The organism is Waddliaceae bacterium (assembly GCA_018694295.1).
Classification (GTDB): Bacteria; Chlamydiota; Chlamydiia; order Chlamydiales; family JABHNK01; genus JABHNK01.
Genome location: JABHNK010000016.1, coordinates 1 through 23,860, shown reverse-complemented (window position 1 = coordinate 23,860; position 23,860 = coordinate 1). Strand labels below are relative to the sequence as shown.

18 protein-coding genes are annotated in these 23,860 nt (G+C 44.8%); 7 read left to right on the top strand and 11 right to left on the bottom strand.

Translation table 11 applies throughout. The features are described 5' to 3' along the window. Window positions 1–20: 20 nt before the first annotated feature. Window positions 21–968, bottom strand: a complete 948-nt coding sequence (locus HN980_01805; GenBank protein ID MBT6928219.1) for a transposase — start codon at window positions 966–968, stop codon at window positions 21–23. Between the two features lie 637 nt (window positions 969–1,605). On the opposite strand from HN980_01805, the gene HN980_01800 reads away from it, so the two are divergent. From HN980_01800 to HN980_01775, 6 genes are all read left to right on the top strand, one after another. Beyond that, window positions 1,606–2,925, top strand: coding sequence for a hypothetical protein (locus HN980_01800; protein ID MBT6928218.1), 1,320 nt, complete (start codon window positions 1,606–1,608; stop codon window positions 2,923–2,925). A 350-nt stretch (window positions 2,926–3,275) separates the two neighbouring features. Beyond that, window positions 3,276–4,265, top strand: coding sequence for a L,D-transpeptidase (locus HN980_01795; GenBank protein ID MBT6928217.1), 990 nt, complete (start codon window positions 3,276–3,278; stop codon window positions 4,263–4,265). A gap of 3 nt (window positions 4,266–4,268) precedes the next feature. Continuing rightward, a complete protein-coding gene (locus HN980_01790; protein MBT6928216.1) occupies window positions 4,269–5,219 on the top strand; it encodes an acetyl-CoA carboxylase carboxyltransferase subunit alpha in 951 nt (316 codons plus the stop codon). Further along, a complete protein-coding gene (locus HN980_01785; protein ID MBT6928215.1) occupies window positions 5,216–7,117 on the top strand; it encodes an ABC transporter ATP-binding protein in 1,902 nt (633 codons plus the stop codon). Before HN980_01790 ends, HN980_01785 begins: the two co-directional genes overlap by 4 nt. An 18-nt stretch (window positions 7,118–7,135) precedes the next feature. Next, window positions 7,136–7,765 (top strand): SET domain-containing protein-lysine N-methyltransferase, encoded by a 630-nt coding sequence (locus HN980_01780; GenBank protein ID MBT6928214.1) that lies wholly within the window; start codon window positions 7,136–7,138, stop codon window positions 7,763–7,765. After that, window positions 7,762–9,039: a peptide MFS transporter gene (locus tag HN980_01775; protein MBT6928213.1), complete on the top strand. Its 1,278-nt coding sequence runs from the start codon at window positions 7,762–7,764 to the stop codon at window positions 9,037–9,039. The genes HN980_01780 and HN980_01775 overlap by 4 nt, the downstream gene beginning before the upstream one ends. Here HN980_01775 and HN980_01770 read toward each other — a convergent pair. The 7 genes from HN980_01770 to yidC all read right to left on the bottom strand — a co-directional run bounded on the left by HN980_01770 (window position 9,034) and on the right by yidC (window position 19,389). Then, on the bottom strand, window positions 9,034–9,423 hold the full coding sequence (locus HN980_01770) for a hypothetical protein (GenBank protein MBT6928212.1): 390 nt from the start codon (window positions 9,421–9,423) through the stop codon (window positions 9,034–9,036). The two genes, HN980_01775 and HN980_01770, sit on opposite strands and share 6 nt — an antisense overlap. A 23-nt stretch (window positions 9,424–9,446) precedes the next feature. Further along, window positions 9,447–9,884, bottom strand: coding sequence for a hypothetical protein (locus HN980_01765; protein MBT6928211.1), 438 nt, complete (start codon window positions 9,882–9,884; stop codon window positions 9,447–9,449). Between the two features lie 23 nt (window positions 9,885–9,907). After that, window positions 9,908–11,095, bottom strand: coding sequence for a M48 family metalloprotease (locus HN980_01760; protein MBT6928210.1), 1,188 nt, complete (start codon window positions 11,093–11,095; stop codon window positions 9,908–9,910). 406 nt (window positions 11,096–11,501) lie between these two features. Beyond that, window positions 11,502–12,755, bottom strand: a complete 1,254-nt coding sequence (locus HN980_01755; protein ID MBT6928209.1) for a replication-associated recombination protein A — start codon at window positions 12,753–12,755, stop codon at window positions 11,502–11,504. Between the two features lie 85 nt (window positions 12,756–12,840). Continuing rightward, window positions 12,841–15,402 carry a hypothetical protein gene (locus tag HN980_01750; GenBank protein ID MBT6928208.1) on the bottom strand — a complete coding sequence of 854 codons (2,562 nt, stop codon included), beginning with the start codon at window positions 15,400–15,402 and terminating at the stop codon, window positions 12,841–12,843. 421 nt (window positions 15,403–15,823) lie between these two features. Beyond that, on the bottom strand, window positions 15,824–17,233 hold the full coding sequence (gene dnaA, locus HN980_01745) for a chromosomal replication initiator protein DnaA (GenBank protein MBT6928207.1): 1,410 nt from the start codon (window positions 17,231–17,233) through the stop codon (window positions 15,824–15,826). A 230-nt stretch (window positions 17,234–17,463) separates the two neighbouring features. After that, a complete protein-coding gene (gene yidC, locus HN980_01740; protein MBT6928206.1) occupies window positions 17,464–19,389 on the bottom strand; it encodes a membrane protein insertase YidC in 1,926 nt (641 codons plus the stop codon). 151 nt (window positions 19,390–19,540) lie between these two features. On the opposite strand from yidC, the gene HN980_01735 reads away from it, so the two are divergent. Further along, window positions 19,541–20,518 carry a TAXI family TRAP transporter solute-binding subunit gene (locus HN980_01735; GenBank protein ID MBT6928205.1) on the top strand — a complete coding sequence of 326 codons (978 nt, stop codon included), beginning with the start codon at window positions 19,541–19,543 and terminating at the stop codon, window positions 20,516–20,518. A 43-nt stretch (window positions 20,519–20,561) separates the two neighbouring features. On the opposite strand, the gene HN980_01730 is transcribed toward HN980_01735, so the two are convergent. The 3 genes from HN980_01730 to folD form a co-directional block, all read right to left on the bottom strand. Continuing rightward, window positions 20,562–21,275: an SAM-dependent methyltransferase gene (locus tag HN980_01730; protein ID MBT6928204.1), complete on the bottom strand. Its 714-nt coding sequence runs from the start codon at window positions 21,273–21,275 to the stop codon at window positions 20,562–20,564. After that, entirely contained in the window at window positions 21,272–22,264 is a 993-nt protein-coding gene (locus HN980_01725; GenBank protein MBT6928203.1) for a hypothetical protein, read from the bottom strand. The genes HN980_01730 and HN980_01725 overlap by 4 nt, the downstream gene beginning before the upstream one ends. Window positions 22,265–22,715: 451 nt before the next feature. Further along, window positions 22,716–23,603, bottom strand: a complete 888-nt coding sequence (folD, locus tag HN980_01720; GenBank protein ID MBT6928202.1) for a bifunctional methylenetetrahydrofolate dehydrogenase/methenyltetrahydrofolate cyclohydrolase FolD — start codon at window positions 23,601–23,603, stop codon at window positions 22,716–22,718. Between the last annotated feature and the right edge of the window lie 257 nt (window positions 23,604–23,860).

Here is a 23,860-nt window from a genome sequence, read left to right as displayed (position 1 = left end):
AAAATGGGGTCAGGCTTTGGTTATTGAGTTCTAGAAAGGCTGGTTTTTAAAACTCGGATATCTTCTTTTAATTCTTTATCTTTGTCCATTAAATGTTGGATGTTGTTTGCTGATAGACTAAGAGTGCTTAAATCTCGATTTAAGATGTTTGACAACCCTGTTAAAGAACAGCCTTTAGTTTCTCTTGTGAGGTAGGCCAGGATTCCTCGAATTTTTGAATTTTTTCGATTTCTGCTTTTGGATGAAAGATCATCTAACTTTGCCTCAAAATGCTTTAGCGCGGTTTTTAAAAGTTCGTTAGTTGTATATGTGAAAACACTTTCAAGTGCATATTCAGAGATTAATTTTTCTGTAAAAGCATCGTCACCTAGTATATCAAGGCCTTTTTGATTTCCGCACTCAAAATTAATAGGACATTCCTCATCAATGCCTTTGTATATATAGGATGTATATTTTTCTATTGCTTTGTTGATATTTTCGTCAAATCGTTTTAGTACACTTGATGAAGAAATCCATTGAAATGTATCGTCACCTGCATACATGCAGTGACTACTCCAGAAGTACTTCTCAGGTATTTTTGTTATGCCAGCTTTGACTGGATTCAAATGCACATAGCGGATAAGTTCTAGAAGGTATTGTGTGTCGTTAACAAGAATTGACTTGAATCTCCCTTGAAATAGGTGCCCTATTTTTTCATATTTTTTATTGATGTATCGGGTGTAACGGAATGTAAAATTTTGAATTATTTTCGATAAGGGCGTTTTTGCAACTTGGATAACAAGATGGATATGGTTTGACATAAAGCAAAAACCAAGAATTCTGTGATCATACCGTTCAGTGCCTTCATGAATGAGCAAGCTTAACTTAGAAAAATCGTTCTCGTTTTGGTAGATGTTATTTCCATTATTTCCTCTTAACATGCAATGGTAGGTAGAGCCTGGAATATGAATGCGTGGTTTTCTAGCCATTTTAATCTCCTAACAATAATAATGAGTAAGAGAACTAGTGTATAAGGACTAATGATATCTTGTCAAAACTCAATAACCAAAGCCTGACCCTAGTGCTCGTTACAGTACGCTATGTGAGAGCAGGACGGTTTTTAAACAGCATTTTTATGGTAAATGCTATTATAAAACTAAATATTTTTGTTTCAAATCCGGATGCTGTCACCGCATGAAGTGCTCTTGGAAATAAGGATGATTTGTACGAAGGGGCGCATAAGAATATTTTACGTATGCTTAATAAGCTGTTGGAATTATCAGACTCAGAGTTATCGCAAGAAAAAAGAGGGCGCGTGGAGCAAAGAATTAATTTTTTCCGAGCTCTGAACTCTGAACTCTGAACCCGTTAAGCATTGAACATTAATCCAGAAAGCCTTTGTGTTTTAAGCTTTAATAGCTTATAATTAATCACTGACGTTATGCGCCACTCCCACTTTATTAGCGTGCTTAAAGGAGTAATCTGCTTCGTATTCCCCCTCGCCCAGCTCTTCAGAGCTTGGCTTGTCGGAGATGTTTGCATCTTACCCCTTTCGCTACTCCACTAAAGCAAGATTGGTGCGTAACATCAGTTAATCACTTTTAATAAACATATAAGATATAAAAGATGAATATATTTAGATGCTGTATTCCAAAACGGCAAGCTTCTCAACAGCAGCAACAAGATGACGCTGATTGGATTGTATCGCCGCAACTATCGCCGCAACTATCGGCGAGTGATGACATGGTAAAAAGCATTGCTAAAAAAACAATAAGGCCCACTGAAACAGGAGGTGCTGAGACAGAACTTGTTACGGCAAGAGCGCTCTCGGTAGTATTAGTCCAGTCTTCTGCCGACGATAAAAGAACTTCAGCATCAGGAACACCACCAGACGGTTTAGATATCTTGCCTGATTCAGTACCTGATCCGAAAGAAGAAGAGTGCAAAGCTCCAGAGGAAAGTGATTCTAAAGAAGAGGCCGTACCAAAGAAAAAACCAAGCATTCTGGTTAAAGGCGCAGGAAAATGCCAAGATTGGGGCGATAAAGTTAGTAGAGGTGTAAGCTTCTGGGATTTTTATAAAACTGATATGAAACAAAATGGGACAGTGTGTTCACAACAGAATGTTGTTGTAAAAAAACTTTTTAGTGATATTTATAACACAGATACTGCTGAAGGTAGAAAAAAACACCTTGATGAATTGTTAAGTTTTTCATCTCGTCCAGATTTGGAATTATGTGAGATAGAATTTATTGCTGGTAAAATTGCATTTATGATGGAATCTTCCAAACCGCTATTTCCAGGAGAAGAAGACATTCTTGTGCAAATTCTATTTATTTTCGCAAATATGCGAGGTGTTCTTGAAAATGTTAAAATTATGTCAGCGTTTATCAGTGCAATAACATTCCGCGAGGGACGACAACTACCACGAAAAGATGCTTTTGATTTAATAACGAGAGCATATCATAGTAGCTTCTTTTTAGCCGAGGAGCAAAAATATATCATAAGAGCTATGGAAGAGCTTGTGAAACATTTGAAACATTCGAAACAAGAAGATGTAATCGAACAAAAATGCTTAGATCATTTTATTCAAATGTTGTCAGAATTACGAGGGTGTATTTATGTTTTGCATCACCGTTTTGTTGAAGGTCTTATCAGCGTGATAAGATTATCAAAATACAACAAAGAAGTTCAGAATAAATTTTTTGATATTTTTTCAAGGTTGTTGAGGCGTGAAGATTTTCAATTAGGAGAAGAAACAATTAATCTTTTAGGCGATTTAGTAACAGCACCTTCTGATCAATACAAAGCCTATAAACAGAAGTTATTGGATAGGTTAGAAGAAGGAAGTGATCCAGAAAGAAGGTTTGATATATCAATAGAATCAACTGATGAGAAAAAATGCTTCATAGAAGAGGTGATTTCGGCATTCCGAAAATCCCTATAAGAAACCGCTCCAGCTCCCCCTTTTCCGTGAACTCCGTGGCACAAGTCAATGCATCAATGCAGATTGATGAATGCTTTTAATAGCGCATAGGAATAGCGTATAGCGTAGAGCTTACCTTCAGAAAGGGGGTCTGGGGGAAATCCCCCCAGCCTGTCCTATTTCCTCTCTGTGTTCTCCGTGCCTCCGTGGTGAAAAATCCTATTCCGAACTCCGAACTCCGAACTATGCGGCATAGCCGCATTACACTGGCAAGTAATTCCTTGGCAAAATAAGGGCTTTGTTCTACAATAATGGCTTATTTCGTAACTGATGTTACGGGCGCGATGTATACAAAAAACAGGAGTATGAAGATGTCATTTTCGAAGATATTAGCGTTTATGGCGGTAGCACTTTTCTCGTTGGTGCTCATCGTTGGGTTGTTTAAAAAAGCCTTCATAGGAGAAAAAAACTCTCCTATAACAGATATTAACGATCCCATAGAGCTGCAGCTCGACGGCGAATATATTAGCACCACCACCGCTACAACACCTTTCAATGAAGATATCGTATCGCGTCCACCTCCCGTCGCTGATGAGTCTTCGGACGTCGACCGTATCAACGAGCTCTTTAACCTCGGAATGCCAAAGCTTCCTATAGTAGAGACGGTGACATATACCAGCAGAGTCCCATGGAAACGTGGCGCAGCAGCATGGGTCGTCGACTACGCAAACCACTACAAGACATCACGACATTTCATAGCCCGCAGCCTAAACAAAAAAGTCGACTACGACACACAGAATGTAACCAATGGCGATAAGTTCAACGTCTTCCGTAAAGATAAAGACGTAGACTTCCACCTCGTCGTCGATATCACAAGAAGTAAGCTGTGGTTCTACTACCACGACAAAAGCTCCGACGAAAGAGTACTCCTTAAAACATACCCAGTAGGCCTCGGAAGGGCTGACACAATGAAAGCTTCAGGGATCCTTACGCCTATAGGGAAATACTCCTTGGGCGATAAGATCGCCGTATACAGGCCAGGATACAAAGGGATATATAACGGCGAACGTATCGAGATGATGACCGTCTTCGGAACACGATGGATACCTTTCGATAAAGAGATATCAGAGTGTACAGAGCCAGCAAAAGGCCTTGGAATTCACGGCGCACCATGGGTGTGGAACGAGAAGACACGAAGGAAAGAAGAAAGCCTCGACGGCATAGGAGAATATGATAGCGATGGATGTATACGTCTACGTACCGCCGATATCGAAGAACTCTTCGCCATCGTAATAACAAAACCTACATATATACAGCTTGTCAAAGACTTCCGCGATGCCGATGTGCCAGGAGTAGAATAGCAATTGGACGTTTTACCACACGAGAAGAAGATCGTAGAATATGAGGAGACGATACGTAAACTTCGCAACGGCGAAGATGGCGTCTTCGACGCCGAAGAGGTCGCCGACTTCGAAGAGAAGCTCCACGACCTAAAGAAGAACGTATACTCCTCACTGACACCATGGGAGCGTGTGATAATATCCCGACACCCTAAACGTCCACACGCTAGCGACTACATTGAAAATCTTTGTGACGATTTCATAGAACTTTGCGGAGATAGAACCTTCGGCGACGACGCCGCAGTGATAGGAGGGCTAGCCGTCATTGGCGGAAAGAAATGTGTCGTCATGGGACAGGAGAAAGGCAAAGACACCGAAAGTAGAGTACACCATAACTTCGGGATGGTAAACCCCGAAGGGTTCAGAAAAGCTATAAGACTTGCACGCCTAGCAGAGAAGTTCGGGCTGCCCATAGTATCTTTCATCGACACCCCAGGAGCATACCCAGGACTCGAAGCAGAAGAACGTGGACAAGGATGGGCTATAGCAGAAAACCTCAGAGATTTTTCGCTGATACGTACGCCGATAGTAGTAGTAATAATCGGAGAAGGATGCTCGGGAGGAGCGCTAGGGATGGGCGTCGGTGACGTCATCGGGATGCTACAACATGCATACTATTCCGTGATATCACCAGAAGGATGCGCGTCGATATTATGGAAAGACGCAGATAAAAAGTCCATCGCAGCAGCGACGCTGAAACTCAACGCCGAAGACCTCCACGACAAAGGCCTCATCGATGAGATCATCGAAGAACCCCTCGGTGGCGCACACCATAGCCCTAGAAAGGTGTATGACAAAGTAAAGAAATTTATAACGAAACAGTGGGAAGAACTACAAACCCTAGATATCGAAGAACTCGTAGAACGACGATATAGGAAATTCCGCATCATGGGAGAATATTCAGAAGAGATATGAGACTACTTTTTAAACTTGCAGGACAGAACAAAAAAATATACCGACTGCTCATCGTTACCGTGATTTCGATGATATTATTTTCATTGGCATCACAGATGGAGATATTCTCCCTGCGTATTATCACCGACAAAGGCGCGGACTTCTTTGAACTCTTTACCCCAGAAGACGACGGTAGCGTTACTAAAGAAGAAGTACGAGAACGGTGGGACGATATCGATACGAAAAATACCGGCGTTATCACCAAAGAAAGCGCTGCGAGGTATATCACCGTAAATAAAAGCAAAAATAAGGTGACGCTTTTAATACAATGGCTTAACGGTAAAGTCGATCTTTCGAGCATAAAAAACCTGGCTATTATGATTCTTATCATCGGGATCTTCAAAGCGATGACACAGTTCGCTCATCAGTATAGCATGAGACTCGTAGGGATACGCGTAAGCAAAAACCTTCGAGAGTCGTATTTCGATCACCTGCAGACACTGTCGATGGATTTCTACCATAAATATCACGTGGGAAGCCTCTCGGCACGAGTCAGCGGCGACGCTGGCGTCGTCTCCGACGCAATAAACAGCTTCTTCATCAACTATCTCCACATGCCTTTCGTAATGGTGACAGCGCTGGTGATGTTGTTTCTCTCATCATGGAAGCTTTCGATGATAATATTCGTCGGAAGCCCGATGATAATATTTCCTATAATCTTTCTAGCAAAGCGCATCAGAAAAATCTCAAAACTTATACAGAAAAACCAGGAAAACTTCGGGTCCGTGCTACTAGACTTCCTGTCAGGAGTGCAGACCGTGAAGATCTTCGTCATGGAGAAGTTCGCTATAAAAAAATACCGCGAACAAAATGACCATATGGCCGTCCTAGAAGAAAAAAACGCACGATACTCTTTGTCGTCACGGCCAGTGCTGCATATGATAGGGATGTTCTTCTTGTCGATAGTGCTGTTGTATGGGATATACGTCGCACATATGAACATCTCAGAGCTTATATTCTTCTGCGCGCTGCTGAAAATCTTCTACGACCCTATAAAGCAGTTCGCCGAAGAAAATGCTAAAATACAACGAGGTATCGCCGCAGCAGAACGTATGTTCGAAGTGCTGACGCTTAAACCAAAAGTCAAAGACAGCAAAGGAGCGATAACGTTCAAAGGTCTTAAAGATAAGATAGAGTTCGACGACGTGTGGTTCAAATACAACGACGAATGGGTCCTCAAAGGCTTGAGCTTCACAATAGAGAAAGGCAAGACTACAGCATTCGTAGGGCCTACAGGAGCAGGGAAGTCGACGATAGCACAGCTGCTGCCACGACTCTACGACGTACAACGCGGAGAGATACGCGTCGACGGCATACCAATAACGGAGTACAAACAGAAGTCCATACGCGAAGGCATAGGGTTCGTCCCACAGAAACCTTTTATCTTCTACGATACCGTCGCCGAAAATATATCGTTCGGAAGAGATTTCACCCGTAAAGAAATCCTTTCCGCGGCAAAAAAAGCCCACGCCGATGAGTTTATACAAAACCTCCCAGGAAAGTATGACTTCTTCCTAGCAGAGACAGGAAAGAACCTATCAGGAGGGCAGCAGCAACGCCTCGCTATAGCACGCGCTCTAGTGAAAGATGCGTCGATACTCCTCATGGACGAAGCAACGTCGGCATTAGACGCCGTCAGCGAGAATAAAATAAAAGAAGCTGTAATGGACCTGCGTGGCGACATAACACAGGTGCTGATAGCACACAGACTGTCGACGATAGAATATGCCGATAAGATAATATATCTCGAATATGGCGAGAAGATAGCTGAAGGGACGAAAGATGAGCTCTTAGAAACATGCCCGAGCTTCAAAGCTATGTGGGATATGATGATGTATAAAAAGCCACCAGAGAAGTAAAAACCAGGTGTAAATGCTATGGCAACAGCTCCTAAGACAGTAAAGATCGCCCGAGGAAATGAACTCCTCCAAGAACATAGCCTCGAAGATTTCCGCCGCATCACTGGCGTCGAATACATCAAACATATAGAATTCCACGATGAAAAAATTAGAAAGAAAGTAATGAAATCATACCCCAAGTTTTTGGCTTCAGGAACAATAGCGAAAAACGCGAAATGGCAGGGAACGATGTTTTCCGAAGACCTTCGTAAAGGCGCCGTCGCCGATATATGTATACGATGGATAAACGATGCCGTTGGCTTCGGAGTATATGCCGAAAACGATATCGCCGCAGGGGACTACATAGGAGAATATACCGGCATAGTACGACGCCGTAGCATGCTATCGCTGAATATCAATGGATATTGCTTCAACTACCCAAGCAAGCCATGGAAGCTGAAATCCTATATGATCGATGCATCACGAAGCGGAAACCATACACGCTTCATCAACCACAGCGACACACCAAATATCGCACCATCATATGCTCTTTATGACGACATCGTACATATCATCTTCACAGCAACGAAGACGATACCAATGGGTACACAACTTACCCTAAACTACGGAAAAGACTACTGGCGCAAAAGAATAAAAGTGAAGATATGATCCAAAAGCATCCCCGCGGAGTATTACCACTACTAATAGTACACATCTTGGAGCGTTTCGGATTCTGGGGGCTGCGCTCACTTCTGACGCTATACCTAATAGAGTCCTTCACAAAAGGTGGACTAGGATGGGACGCCCCCGATGCCATAGCATTCGAAGGGCTCTTCGCAGGAGTAATATACTTCACGCCGATAGTAGGAGGGTATATCGCCGATAGATGGCTGGGATACCGTACCACGATATTCATCGGTAATATCTTTATCTCCATCGGTGTAACGTCCCTGGCGATACACCACGAGACAATGATTTCAGTGGCGATGATATTTATGGCGATAGGTAACGGTTTCTTCAAGCCTTGCGTTACGTCGATGCTAGGAACGCTATACCCCAAAGACAGCCCACTACGAGAACAAGGATACCACTACCTCTTCCAGACAGTGCTTATCGGCGTAATGGGGTCTTCGTTGATATGCGGATGGATACTGCCACATTACGGCTTCGTCCCAGCATTCATAGCAGCAGGGACAGCACCAGCAATAGGGGCAGCACTGTTCTTCGTGTTTTTCTGTACAAAGAGAAACCACAGCCACCACACAGTAAAATCTACGACAACGAAAGACCCTCTGACTCATCAAGAAAAGAAAAATATGGCAGTAATTGCCATTCTTTCCGTTTTCGCCATCGTCTTCTTCGCAGCACAAGCACAGGGAGGCGGACTCCTCGCCGTATATATCCATCGCTATACCGACCACTATATCTACGGATGGAGAGTTCCGACAATATGGCTTATGTCGTTCGGAACAGTGCTAGGGATAGGCTTCGTGCCACTGTACAACGCCTTCTGGAGAGCGCTCCAAAAGAAAAATAAAGAGCCGGACTTCGTGGCGAAGTTCATCATAGGAATCCTCGCCACGGCGACGTCATTCGCAGTAATGGTAGGAGCGGCATTAGAACGAAGGATATACGGAACGGAACAGTCGAGTATGTACTGGCTTGTCGCTTTCCATACAGCATATGTCACAGGAAAACTCCTCGTGATACCACTACTATGGGCAACGGCGGAGAAACTAGCACCAGAGCGATATCGTTTTATCATAATGGGAATAATAATAGGATGTATAAGCGCCGGAAACATCATCGGTGGACAGATAGGCGCGCTAATAGAACACCTTAGTATTACGACAGTATTCGTCCTTCTCAGCAGTATGTGCATAATAATGGCAGCAATACTCGCCTTAGTCAAAAAGAGAATATTAACCTTGTCGCAATCATAAACCTAAAAAGAATCGCTCGAGCACTGGCTGTACTATGTTATAAACGCTTTGGTAATCTTCAAAAGTATAAGCTAAAGAACCATTGGACATTACGGTTAACGGCACCCAGAAGAGTGTGTGGGATCCACCGTTTGCTATTAGAGCATTGTTAAAATTCAGGTGATAAGTAATATTTTCTGGTAAAGCGCTATAATAAGTAAATCCAAGGCCCCTTACAATTCCATCTTGCTGTCCAGGAAATGTATCGTGTATCTCTACAGAGATATATGCAGGGCCCCAATAGTCAGGAGGTATTATTGTAAAAGTATGATTTCTATCTATATAAGCAATCTCTGTAGCTGGAGGCATAGATACAGCTACATCTGAAGATATTCTGCCGGGCATATTGTTCTCTTACTAAAAATGTTTTATTGGATCGTTGTATCGTCTGTTGTATCGCTTGTTGTATCGCTTGTTGTATCGACTGTTGTCTCTTGCTGAAGAAAATCCACCTTATAGAACATACAACATGGACCGCAACCCTCTAAGAAAAAAAACTTTATTCTATCGACGTTTTCGTTGTCGATGATGACGGTATAGCGTGTGCCTCTTTCGGATTTAGTGGTCCAACTATCAGGAAGCTTTACATTGAAGAGAGGTGAAAGCTGTTTTGAAAATAAACTGGTGTCCTCGAACTTTATCCCCATATCCGTCCAACGACGCCCATGAGTAAAACGATCTATTAAAGAGATAGGAACCGTGATATTAGGATCAATTGATACGTAGTTAGCATCATCAGGGTGACCCGCTGTTCTAGGATTTAAAGGCGGTGCAGGAGGCATAGGAGGTATTGTTCTCGGTTTCATTATATGTTTACTCGTGGTAGTGGTTATTTGTCGTTGTTGTCGCGAAGAAAATATATTCTCCCGAGAATATCGTATGCTTCAGAGGTTGGCAGCAGTTCCATGCTCTTCGAAAGGTCTTCGTGTGCGCCGTCGTAGTCTTCTGTTTCGTATTTCACAATACCACGCTTTAAATAGTAGTAGAAATGATGATCGTTAAGCTCTATGGCTTTGTCATAGGAAATAATAGCTTTCTCGTTATTGCCACGGGCGTATTCTGCGTCGCCAAGAAGAGCGTGAGCCATAGGCTCCTTGGGCATCGTCTTGACAGCCTGTCTGCCGCTGGCGAAACCCTTGGCAATATCACCACCTTTAACAGAAGAAAACCCTTCGTCGATATCATCATAGGTGTCTTCAGAATTATTGAGAGGACGCATGACTTTCTCAAACTCCTTGACACCGAGATCGCCAGTAGGGGGATATTTCTTGATGTGACCCTTCAGAGCTTCGACACGCTGACGCGAAGGCGGATGCGTAGCGAAAAGACCACCGAGCCATTGCTGGTTTTTCCCTTCCGAAAGCTGTACAAACTTCTCCTGTAGAGTCACCGCCGCCTGTGCATCGTATCCGGCACGTACCATATATTTCATGCTGTATTCGTCGGCTTCAAGTTCATTGTTGCGGCTGTATTGGTATGTTATCAGCGTAAAACCCGTCGACAAAGACCCCATAACGACACTGGAATATCGTTGGTTGGAGATATAAGTATTAATACCAGCAAGGCCAGCGCCAAGAAGGGTGCTGCGTTCTAAAGCTTTGGCACTATGGCGTGCAGCAGCATGGACGATTTCATGAGACAAAACAGCAGCAAGCTCTGCTTCGTTTTTAAGCTCGACGAGAAGCCCACGGTTTATCGCTATCTTGCCGCCAGGCAATGCCCAAGCATTAGGAGTAGAGTTGTCGATGACGACGAAGGAATATGGAAGCTGTGGCCTGTCGCTGACGCGCGCCAAAGACATGCCAACATCGCTGACATATTGCGAGATCTCAGGGAATGTCGTGAAGTCGCCGCCGCTGGCTTCCTGCATAGGGATATAGTTCTGCTTGCCGAGCATCACTTCATACTTCTCGCTGATAAAACTAAGCTCCTGCTCGCCAGTGACAGGATTCTTGGCACACGATACCAACATCACAGCAACAACACAAAACACCAAAACCTTTATAACATTCCTCATAAATTACCATCCCTAATTATACATTCACATGGTAACATATAACTTTTATACGTTAAACGCTATAATAATTCGGAGTTTCATAATCCATTGGAGTGCAAGATTTTATTGAAAATGCGCAGATATTAACGAAAATCTTTTGTCCCGACGAGGAGAGGATTTTTGCGGATTAGCAAAAATCGCCGATGGCGGGACTCGCTTGCGAATTGCACCAGTCATAAAGCGCAGGTATTTTTGGCGTAAGCCGAAAATGAGCCCTCCTTAGAGGGCTAGGCGCTTTTTTAGCTGGTGCAATTCATAGTAACGAAGCGATGGACGACGAGAGTGTGGCGACATGGCAAACAGGTGTCCAGAGGAAACTTCGTTTCCTTTGGCGGGAGAGGTTTGGAGAGGGCAGGGTCCCTCTCCATTACTCACGAAATTGAGAGAAATAGGACATCCTTTTGAGCATCTCACGTTCGAAGCCACGTTCTACTGGGGAGTAGAATTTTTCTCGTGGCATGTCGTTGGGGAAGTAATTTTGTCCTGAGCAGCCTTCTGTGGTGTCGTGGTCGTATTGGTATCCTTTGCCATATCCTAGGGATTTCATTGTCTTTGTTGGGGCATTGAGGATATGTTTCGGTGGAGGAAGGTGAGTGGTATGTGCTGCTGCTTGGCGTGCTTGTTGGTATGCTATGTATGTGGCATTGCTTTTTGGCGCTAGAGCGAGGTATATCACGGCTTCGGCGATGGCGAGCTCGCCCTCGGGACTGCCGAGCATCTGGTATGCGTCGCGGGCGGCGATAGCGATTTTTAGTGCTTCGGGGTCGGCGAGGCCTATGTCTTCCGACGCCATACGTATCACCCTGCGCGCTATGAAAAGGACGTCTTCGCCACCTTCGAGCATGCGACATAGCCAATACAGTGCGGCGTCGGGGTCGGAGCCTCTGATGGATTTGTGTAGCGCAGAGATTAGGTTGTAATGCCCATCGCCGGCACGGTCGTAAAGAGCGGGGCGTTTCTGAAGTAGAGCTTTCATCTCGTCGACTTCTAGTGGTTCTCCTCTGTCGAAGGCGGGCAAGAGGTTTTCTATCATATTGAGGAGGTATCTACCATCGCCTTGCGATGCGCTGAAGAGATATTGCCGCCCTTCGTCGGTAAGAGGAAGGGGATTGTTGTCTCCTTCGTAGCGTGACATGATATTATCAAGAGCTTCGTCGTCGAGAGCGTTTAGGGTTAGGACGCGCGTCCTCGAAAGAAGAGCATCGTTTAGCGCAAAAGAGGGGTTCTCCGTCGTGGCGCCTACGAGGATTATCGTTCCTTTCTCGACGTATGGCAGGAATGCATCCTGCTGAGCTTTGTTGAATCGGTGTATCTCATCGACGAAAAGGACAGTATGTTTATGGAGCAGAGGGAAGCTTTCGAGGTCTTTGACGACCTTCCTAAGCTCGTTGATGCCGCTGAGGACGGCGCTGAAGGATACGAAATGCGCGTCGAAGGCCTTCGCATAGATATGCGCCAGCGTCGTCTTGCCACACCCCGGAGGACCCCATAGTATTACAGAAAGAGGCTTGCCGGCAGAGACGGTACGGGAGACGAAGCCGTTAGGACCAACGAGGTGGTCTTGGCCATACAGCTCTTCGAAAGTCTTGGGGCGTAGCTTGTCGGCTAGGGGTGTCATCATTTTATCCTACGATAGTTTTTCGATAGCGAGTATATCTGACAAAAGACAAAAGATACAAGTGAAGCATATAGTTTCTTATCGATAACTAGTGAGAAGCTCCTGGTGGAGGATCAATTGTTGAAGGACCTTTATAGTCTTTGGCCTCGGCATAGGCTTTGGCTGCTTTATTGAAAGCTTCTAATTTTTTGGAGCTTTTTGGAGCGTCAGCCGAAATAACTTTGGTGGCTTTGAAATTGGCTTCTTTATCGGTAGACTTGATTTTTTCACTTTCTACAACAGTTTTAGCGGCTTTTAGTAAGATCTTATTGCTTAAATCATAATGGGTGATTCCGTCATCGACAGTTTTTACAATGGCTTTAGCGGCCTTTAATAAGGTGTTTTCGTCCTTGAAACTTGATTTTTGAGTGAAAATAACAAGAGCGGCTTTGATAAGAGTTTCGTCTTGGACAGTAGGTATTTTATTTAAAAAAATAATAGAGGCGTATTGCAAGGCTTCAGTGGTTGCTCCCTTATTATTTTCGACAACAATTTTAGCGGCATTAAGAAGGGTTTGGTATTTGTCAGCAGCCTTTTCCGTGAGAATAAATTCAGCGGCTTTTAAGTGTGTACTATAGGCAACAGGGAAGTCTTTTGCCATATTAACAATAAAAACAGCAACATCGCGGCAGGTTCCACTTTTAGATTCTTGTATATTCTCAAAAATAATTTCAGCGGCCTGAAGTTTATTATCTTGGTCAGTTTTTCCTTCTTTAAAAATAATTTCAGCGGCCTTGACTAGAATTTCCTTATTTATAGTTTTGTCTGTATGATGTTTTATGCAATATTCGCTGTAAAAAATTTTGGCGGCTTCAAGTAATGTTTCGTATTTGTTGTCTTGGCTGTTTTCAAGGATATTTTTAGCGGCATGAATTTTAGCGCCTTCGATTTCTCGTGCACGAAAACGCCGTATGGTATCACCGCTTTTTATATCAGGATTTTCTTCGCGAAAAATAATTTCTGTGGCTTCGTGTAATAGTTTTTCGACATCTGGATCTTCTGGATTTTTAACAATAATTATGGAAGCTTGAAGTTTGGCTTCTTTATCACCATCACCTTTTTGAAAAACAGTTTTAGCAGCCTCGATACGATTAAATTCTTCTGGGGCTATCTTCCGTTTGGTTAATAAAAGAATTTTAGCGGCTTGGAGTGTTGTGTTTTCATCAAAAGGTTGTTCATTGAAAATAATAATAGCTGCGTTGACTAGCAACTCTTCAATGCGTGCTTCATGCTCTGAGGGGAAGATGATTTTTAATTTGTTAACAAGAACTTTAGCGGCTTCTAAGTCGTTGTTGTCATTATTGAAAATAATTATAGCGGCATTAAGCAGAGCTTCTATGTCATCAGTGCCTTTTTGAACAATAACTTTAGCGGCTTCTAAATTGCTGTTGTCGCCGTTGAAAACAATTATAGCGGCTTCTAAATTGCTGTTGTCGTCGTTGAAAACAAGTATAGCAGCCTTAAGCAGAGTTTTTGTGTCATCAGTGCCGTTCTTAACAATAATTTTAGCTGCTTCTAAATTGCCGTCGTTGTTGAAAACAAGTATAGCAGCCTTAAGCAGGGCCTCTGTGTCATCAGAGCCTTTTTGAACAATAATTTTAGCGGCTTCTAAATTACTGTTGTCTTCGTTGAAAACAACTATAGCAGCATTAAGCAGAGCTTTTGTGTCATCAGTGCCGTTCTGGACAATAATTTTAGCGGCGTCTAAATTACTATTGTCGTTGTTGAAAACAATTATAGCAGCATTAAGTAGAGCTTCTGTGTCATCAGCGCCGTTCTTAACAATAATTTTAGCGGCTTCTAAATAGCTGTTGTCGTCGTTGAAAACAGCCATAGCGGACTTAAGCAGGACCTCTGTGTCACCAGTGCCGTTTTGAACAATAATTTTAGCGGCATCTAAATTGCCGTCGTCGTCGTTGAAAACAAGTATAGCAGCACCAAGCAGAGTTTCTGTGTCATCAGTGCCTTTCTGGACAATAATTTTAGCGGCATCTAAATTGTCGTCGTCGTTGAAAACAGCCATAGCAGCTTTAAGCAGAGTTTTTGTGTCATCAGTGCCTTTCTGAACAATAATTTTAGCGGCATCTAAATTCCTGTCGACGTTGAAAATAAATATAGCAGCTTCGAGATGAGTCGCGTCATCGACAAATTCTTCTGTTGTAATAATAATGTTAGCAGCTTTGATGCATGTGGAGTATTGTTTTCCGTCCCTCCTGTCGAGGGCGATAAGTCCCTGAAAAGATGCGATAGCAGTAGTAGTAGAGAGCTGGCTGTCGTCGCCTTTATGTAAATTAAATGTCTCGTCAAATTTTAATGGGTTGTAAGATCGAATAAAAGAGATTACCTTTAAAGAAATAGGACTGCCTTCTTCTTGAACGTCTTTTCTGAAAAGCTTTTCGATGACTGTATCACCATAATTTTTTGGTAGCGAAGAAATAAATGAAGGAATAGCTTTCTTTAAAAGTTTACCGGTGGCTCTAATTGGCTTTGACAGCGCGGATCGCTTTAATATTTCAAGCTTCCGCCCCTTCCAACGAGCAACATGTTCTTTATGGCTTAGTTCTGTAAGCTCTGGATTTTCTATTTTTTTTCCACGAATAAGAGAACTCATAATACTGTCCTATGATAATGGTATATTTTTTTTATAAAGAAAAAATCATTAATTATCAATGCTAAACCCCCAGACCCATTTTCCATTGAACATTGAACAATGAATAAACCAGGACACGGCAGTGCCTCCTCTCGCCGTTGTCGTTTAAGAGCAGGATTGTATCTTTACGTTTGCTATAGTAAAAACAAAGAAAAGAAGTACAATCAACGACAATGGCGACAGCTGTGCGTCCGCTGCGCGCGCTCTGCGCAGTGGGCGCTCTCTGTGTACTCTGTGGCTCTGTGGTGAAAAAAAATGGGGTTTGTTACTTTTTATTACAGGGGCGGAAGAGCACCCTTGGAAACTTTGTGGTGAAAAATCGGTAGCTCGTAACATCAGTAAGCAAGCTCAGAGTTCGGAGAACTGGTCACTGGTCACTGATTTATGCTTTAAGCTTCCGTAGCGCACTTTGATTGGCGGAGAGGGTTTCTTTGTCTTTGTCGTCGAGGTTTTTTTGTATCTGCTTGACGCTAGACATCACGGTAGAGTGGTCGCGGGAGAAGACGCCGCCTATCTTCATATATGGCATCTTAAGCTGCTTGCGGCATAGGTGCATGGCAAGCTGTCTGGGGAAGGTGACTTCGCGGTTCTGAGACTTGCTGAGGATGTCTTCGACTTTTATGCCATAGTGCTCCGCTACAGCATGAAGGATCTTCGTAGGGGTTATCGAGGCATGCTTCTCCTGCTGGATGAGCTCGCCGAGGTATCGTTGTGCTGTGGTGACGTCGAGAGGCAACGCAGGAGGCTTTTTCCCAGACGTCTGTTCTAGGTGTGTTCGTAGTACTAGGGCCTCGAGGGCGCGGATCAGCGACTGTGTGCTGCTAGAAAATGTGTCGAGGAGGAAAGCGACGACTTTGTCGCTGAGAGGGTAGTTCATCGTCAAGGCTTTCGATGACAGGATGTTTTGTATGGTATCGCGAGCGGGGTTTTCGATGCCGAGGGTTATTCCCCATTCGAACCTGCTGACAAGACGCGGCTCTACGGCTTTTAACTCCGAAGGCGGACAGTCGGCGCTTAAAATTATTGGCTTGTCATCAATCTGTAGGGTGTTGAAAGTATGGAAGAACTCCTCTTGTGTAGCGCTTTTTCCCGAGAAGATCTGTACGTCGTCGACGATGAGGACGTCGATAGCGCGGTACAGCCTGCGGAACGTCTGCATCTCCCCAGCGCGTATTGCCCTGACGACGTTGTCGGTGAAGGTTTCGGCTTTAGAGTATAATACGTTGAGGCCGGCGTCTTTAAGGCAGTGCGCCATCGCCATAAGAAGGTGTGTCTTCCCAACACCAGCGCCGCCATACAGATATACGGGGTTGTATGTCGTCATATCAATCTGTGGAGCTTCGGAAGCGTCACCGTCGGGATGATACCCCACAAGCTGTGTGAGGAGCTTATATGACAGAAGGTTTTGTTCCGAAGATATGAAGTTGTCGAAGGTGCAGTAGGGGTCGAGGTCGTTATGCGAGAATGTAAAAACTGGGGGGGCTTCGTGAGAAGCTTGTTTCTTTGTATACCTTCTTTCTTTTTTGTCTTGTGCTGAGTCGCTAGCATTAGACTCCGCTGAGGAGATGGAAAGGTGTACTTTGATTCTTTTTTTGTTGGCATTGACGAATTTCGTCGTAGCTTTAGAGCGTATATGCTCTTCGAACCACATAACCTGGAAAGCGTCGCGAGCTTCGAGGTAAAGATTGCAGGCATCGAAATGGAGGATCTTAAGAGGTCTTAACCACTTGTTGACGACGTTGCTGCCGAGCTCTTTGTCTTGAAGGACAAGAAAATCTTCCCACGCTTGCATCGTTGTTTTTCCTTTTTAGAAGTTTTCCACAATACTTCATACTACCATCGTATGCTATACCAATCTTGAATAAAAAACACACAAATTCTTCTTCATCTTTGCGCATAGAACATCGCTCTCGATCTTGCTAACACATAAATGTTTGCTGCGATCTCCGTGCGGAGTTCTATGCGAAAATCTTGAAGCTAATTTGTGCATTTTTCATCCAAGAGTGGTATTACATGCAAGCGTTACCTCTTACGATGCCGTTTTTTATCGGGAGCATCGAGGACTTCAACGGCAGGAACGACAACTTTGTCGAGGCGCTTGTTGGTAAGCCATTGCTGTAAGGCGCTGAGCGTCATCGAAGACATCCAGTATATGTTCAACCCCGAAGGGAGGTTGTAGAACATGAAGGTGAAGAATATCGTCATGAACTTACCCATCATAGCCTGCTGCTTCTGCTGGTCAGTAAGGAGGCTCTTGTCTTTTGGCGCAGTAGACATGAATTTTTGCTGTAGATACATGGCAAAGCCAAGGAGGACAGGAAGGATGTGAAATGACGTTCCGAAGAAGATAATCGGCGTCTCCCAAGAGAATAGTACGTCAGGGGAGGTGAGGTTGTCGATCCATCCTGGGATGAATGGGGCGCCACGTAGAACGAAAGCATTCTTTAGAAGGTTGAACATCCCGATAAGGAAAGGCATCTGTATCAGCAAAGGAAAGCATCCGGAGATAGGGTTCACCTTTTTTGCTTTGTATAGCTTCATCGTCTCAAGCTGTATCTTCTTAGGGTCTTTCTTATAGCGTGCCTGGATCTCGGAAACTAGAGGTGCTATCTCTTTCATCCTATGCATAGACTTCATAGACCACGCATTTAGAGGGTATAACCCTACGCGAAGCAATACCGTCAATAATATTATCGAGAAACCCCAAGACCCTGTAAAAGAGTGGAAGATGTTCATAAAGATAAGGAGGACTTTAGAGAATGGCGCAGAGATGAAAGAAAGCATTCCGTGGAAAGTCTTGCAACTTTTATAGTCAGGAGAATATCCAGAAGACTCATCGGTGAAGGTCTTGTCGATGTCTTTTAGAAGAGAATCTGATAAAGGTCCCATGAAAAAACGCAGCTTCGTCGTGCCGGCATTGCTAGGAAGAGGCAGCAACATGGAATACCCAGGGAAACTCTTGGCTTTGTATTTGTTGGTGTCTTTTCCAAGCTTGGTAAGACGCGTAGGAAGGGCGAAACCATCGATACGTCGTGCCTTATAACCAGGACCTACCTCAGTAAGAGGGTCGACGATGATGCCAAAAAAACCATTGGAATTACACAGCCAGTCGGGATATAAAGAGCTTATCGTCGTCTCGTCCTTAGGAAGGGACGCCTTCTCGACATCAGACTTAGTATTACGCGTTATACGGTATTGCAACGTAGGAGCACCACTGCCGGAGATAAGCTCCGCTTCAGGGATGCCAGACGTTAGCCATAGGCCCTTGCTGTTGCCCTCGATATCAATAGTAACATCGACACAATAAGGAGCCTCTGCAGAGAAAGAGTATTTCTTCGTTATCTTCCTATGGTTTTGGACGCCTTCGAAGACGATACTCGTAGCGTCGAAGTGTTTGACAGTATATTGCAAAGACGCAAGCTCAGGATACCTCGAAACAACATTACAGCAAGAGTATTCGGGAGAGGTTCTGGCAAGGTCGCCGTTGTCATAAAGAGGACGCCTTAGCAGCGGAAGGTATCCGCTCTCGCTAGGAAGCTTTTCACTATAAGGCCCTTGCGCAGAAGCCCCCGGAGAGTAACTCCGACGTAGAGGAAAACGGGCGTCTTCAGGGAATTTCTTTAAAATCTCACGGTCGAACTCTATCTCTTTGACGACGCTTTTGTCATTGTCATCGTCCTGAAAAGGAAGGTTTACCTCTACAAGAGCACCACCACGGCTTGAGAAAACAAGCTGCTGATATTCGTTTTCTATGACGTAAAACGTTTCGTCATAAGAGCTTTGCTTTTCTGCATCTTCGTCATAGTATTCTTCGACGGCTTCTTCAACAGCAGGGGCTCTCTGGGGGGGTACAGGCTGCTGGGCTTGGCGTTGGTTGCTGAAATACATGTTGACGAACATAAGTGATAGCGTCAAAGAAAAAATAAAAACTATAGAGCGTTTGTCCATAATGATGAAACCCTGTCTGGTAAAATTTGCTTTTAAAAAAGACCATACTAGCGTAAAAGGTAATATAAAACAATAGTCAATGATCAATGATCAATGATCAATGATCAATGATCAATGAAAAAGCTATACGCTCTATAATAAAGGGAGAAAGATGATGAAGATTTCTAAGGTTATACTCGTGACGATGGTAGCACTGCTGGCGGTTTCGGTCGCGGCGTGTGGGAAGAAAGGCTCTCTTAAAAGGAATAGTACCATAATGGGTACTGGATCGCAGCTAGGCGTATACTATAGCGCAGGACTAGGCATCGCCGATATCAACAACGAATATGGCGACGGCATAAAAGTCGCTATCGACGCCACCGAAGGGTCGATATATAACATCGCAGCGCTAGGAATGGGAGAGATAGACCTCGCCATAGCACAAGCTGACCACTTTTACCACGCCGTAGAAGGAAGGAAGTTCTGGAAAGGAGACCCACAGAAAAACCTGCGCTTCGTCTGTAGCCTCCACACAGAAGCAATAACAGTGATAACCTCAGAAGATAGCAATATCGAAGAACTCAGCGACCTGCGATATAAAAGGGTGAACATCGGAACGCCACTGTCAGGGACACGACAGAACGCCATAGACGTACTCAACATCCTCGGCATCGACGAGAAAATCGATATCACCGCCGAAGGCGATACCCCTGACGTCGCCGCTGTCATGCTCAAAGAAGGGACCATCGACGCGCTGTTCTTCACTGCAGGACACCCCAACGCTTTCATAAGCGAAGCACTGTCGGGCGAAAAGATAATGCGTTTCGTCGAGATGGAAGGCCTTGATAAGATGCTAAAAGCTTTCCCATACTACGCCCCTACGATGATATCGATGAGTCACTACCCACAAGCTAGCAACGAAGACGATATCGAGACGATAGGCGTCCTCGCCGTCGTCCTCGCCAATGCCGACACCGACGAAGATGCCGTCTACGAGATAACAAAAGCCCTCTTCGAGAACCTCACAGAATTCAAAGCAAAACATCCAAGCTTCGTCGACATAACAAAGCCAGGAATGCTAGAAGGTAACTTCTCCGATATACACCCCGGCGCCATGCGATACTACGAAGAGATGGGGCTTTTAGACTAGCGTATAGCGGACAGTTGATTTCTACACGCTAAACGCTATTCCTCTACGCTATCAAAAATATAGCGGGCTTCTTGGCGATGTCAGGCATAGTAGTCTTCTTCCAATGTCCCACACATCGGCATATCACTTCTTGTGTAGGGAGAGTAAGGTCACAGGCAACACATAGAAGCGTCTCGTCTCCAAGAACCTCTATCAGCGACTGGAAAGTATGGACGTTGCGGTATGGCGCTTCTATGAAGATCTGTGTGGCATGGCACTCTTGCGCGTAAGCCTCCATATCTTTCATTTCGTTCTCGCGCTGCTCTTTTTCTTTGGAGATATAACCGTGGAAAGTAAAGCGCTGTCCCTGCAGCCCCGAAAGCATAAGAGCGAGGAATATCGAAGAAGGTCCAGAATACGCCTCGACGTCGAAGCCTTTAGCTCTAGCACCATTGACGAGTTCATTCCCAGGATCGGCGATGCAGGGGAGCCCAGCGTCGGAGACATAACCCCAACGCTCACCATCGGCAAGAGGCTCCAACAAAAAATCTATGTCATCGTCTTCGGAGTCTTTGTTGAAAATCGCCAAAGGCATGTTGTGAGGCTTCTTTTTCGTCTTGAACTTCTTAAGGAAAGACCTGCCGCCTTGCGTGCTCTCGGCGATGATACCATCAATACCAGCAACGACGTCGGCAAGACCTTCGGGAAGAGAATCCCTTGCATCGACACCTTTTCCTAGGACGTTAGGGAACAGTATAAGAGCGCCTTTTTCTTTCATATCACTTCTCCATCAGTAAGCTTTACCATTAACGTCTCGACGATAAAATCATCGGCGAGCATAGAATTCCGCGACAGTAAGTCTGACGCATTTATTTCAATAAGACCTTTCCTAAACCTTTCACTGCCATATTTCCTGCATTGCGACATGTTCCTCTCAAGAATATTACCGCGCATATATGGAAATAACGCCGTAACATCATGGGCAGCGCCGCCGCCTTCGATGACATCACATACCTTGTAGCCCGTCTGGTATTGCGTCCTAAGGTTCGCCAGCAGCATCTGTATCGGTGCGCCATCGTACAACAACGCCTTACCGATACGTAACGCTCCAGAACCATCGCCGTCGAGAAGAGCGTCGCGCCACTGCCATATCGTCTCCGTCGTCGCCATCGTCGTTATTGCAGCGACATCACCGACCTCAATAGTACCTCTATCGCCGACGAAGATAACAAGTTTCTCAATCTCATTGACGAGAAGCTGCTTGTCAGTGCCAACACCCTTGATAATAGCAACACATGCAGCGCCGGAAACTTTCTTGCCAGCATCAGTGAACCTTTGCACAATCCATGGCTGTATGTTACGCTCACGCTCCCAGTCCTTAAGATCAGCGATCCTTAGAAGTACACCGTTCTTCTCAGCACCCTTGGAAATGACAGTATTAGAAGGCAACGACGACGCCGTAAGAACTAACGATAACGACTCCATAGGCTTGGAAATATATCCCTTCAACGCCTCAATGACACATTTAGAAGCTTTGTCAATATTATAGACGACAACACGGTGTCCGTCACCAAAAAGAGGTACGGTGTCAAGCTCCTGAAGCAACGACGCTACAGTCAAACCCTCACCATATAATACTCCAGTATCATTGCCACCAATAACACCCTTTATCGCTTCACCACGTTCATAAGCATCCTTGCCAACAATAACAATAATTCCCTCATCACGATGCTTGACCAAACCCTTAATATCCGAAACCCTTACCATCAACATCCCTCACATAAAAAATCCTCACAATCCTACCATAACCATCCCTTTACTACAATAGCCTTGGAGCGGGGACCCTGCCCCTCTCCAAACCTCACCCCGCCAAAGGAAACGAAGTTTCCTCTGGACTCCTGTTTGCCGTGTCGCCACATTCTTGTCGCCCGTCGCTTCGTTACTATGAAGTGCGCCAGCTAAAAAAGCCCACGTTTTATATTATCAGACCATGATTTAAGGGAGAACAAGGCATGTTCGATAAACCATCATTACCATCGTTTCGATGGTAATGACGGCAGCAAAACGGCAAGAAGATCTTTCTGCTTTTGCAGGAAGCTCTTCTTGCCGTTTTGTCGCTTACCTGGGGAGTCCAGAGGAGCACCGCTCCTTTGGCGCGGATTGTTAAGGGCGCGGAGCCCTTAACCGGGGATTGTTAAGGGGCAGGGTCCCCTTGACACTAGCGCGGAGCCTTTGACATATGTTGTTTGTATGCTTTGATAGTATTTGTGAGTAGCATAGCGACTGTCATGGGTCCGATTCCGCCGGGTACTGGTGTTATGAAGGCTGTTTTTTTTGCGACATTTTCGAAGTCGACATCGCCGGTGAGTTTGTATCCGCGTGGTTTTGTTGTATCTGTGACTTTATTTATCCCTACGTCGATTACTATGGCGTCATTTTTTACCATGTCGGCGGTGATGAAGTGTGGCGACCCTATTGCGCTGATGAGGATATCTGCTGAGCGGCACACTTCTTTGAGGTTTGGCGTTCTGCTGTTGGCGACGGTGACGGTGGCGTTGCCGTGTGGGGATTTTTGCATGAGGATTGCTGCCATGGGTTTCCCGACGATGTTGCTTCTTCCGACGATGACGGCGTGTTTCCCTGATGTTTCTATGCCGTACCGTTCCATTAGCGTACTTATTCCGTAGGGGGTACATGATATGAAGCCGTCGTCGTTTCCGAGGAGGAGTTTCCCGACGTTTGTTGGGTGGAAGCCATCGACGTCTTTTTCTGGGGATACTGCGCTGCATACTTTTAGTGCGTCGATATGGTTTGGAAGGGGGAGTTGTACAAGGATCCCGTCGACGGTATCATCGGCGTTGAGGGTGGCGATGGTGGTTAGTATTGTTTTTTCGTCGATGGTATCGGGGAAATCATGGATTATAGAGAGTATCCCTAGGGCTTCGCATTTTCTCTTCTTGGTGGAGACATATACTTTAGAGGCGGGGTTTTCGCCTACGAGGATAAGGGCTAGGCATGGTTGGCGTCCTGAAGATGCAGCGATGATGCTTTTGAGCTCTTCTTCGATCTGTATGGCGGTGGCTTTTCCGTCGAGGATTGTTGTCATTCCCTATCTCCTTCTAGTGTTACTTTTCTGCTGTTACGCGCTACTGATTTTTTACTACAAAGTTTCCCAGGGTGCTTTGCCGCTCCTGCAATAAAAAATAACAAGCCCCAATTTTTTCACCACAGAGCCACAGAGCACACAGAGGCGCCCACTGCGCAGAGCGCGCGCAGCGGACGCACAGCTGTCGCCATTGTCATTGATTGTACTTCCTTTCTTTGTTTTTCCTATAGCAAACGTAAAGATACAATCTTACTTTT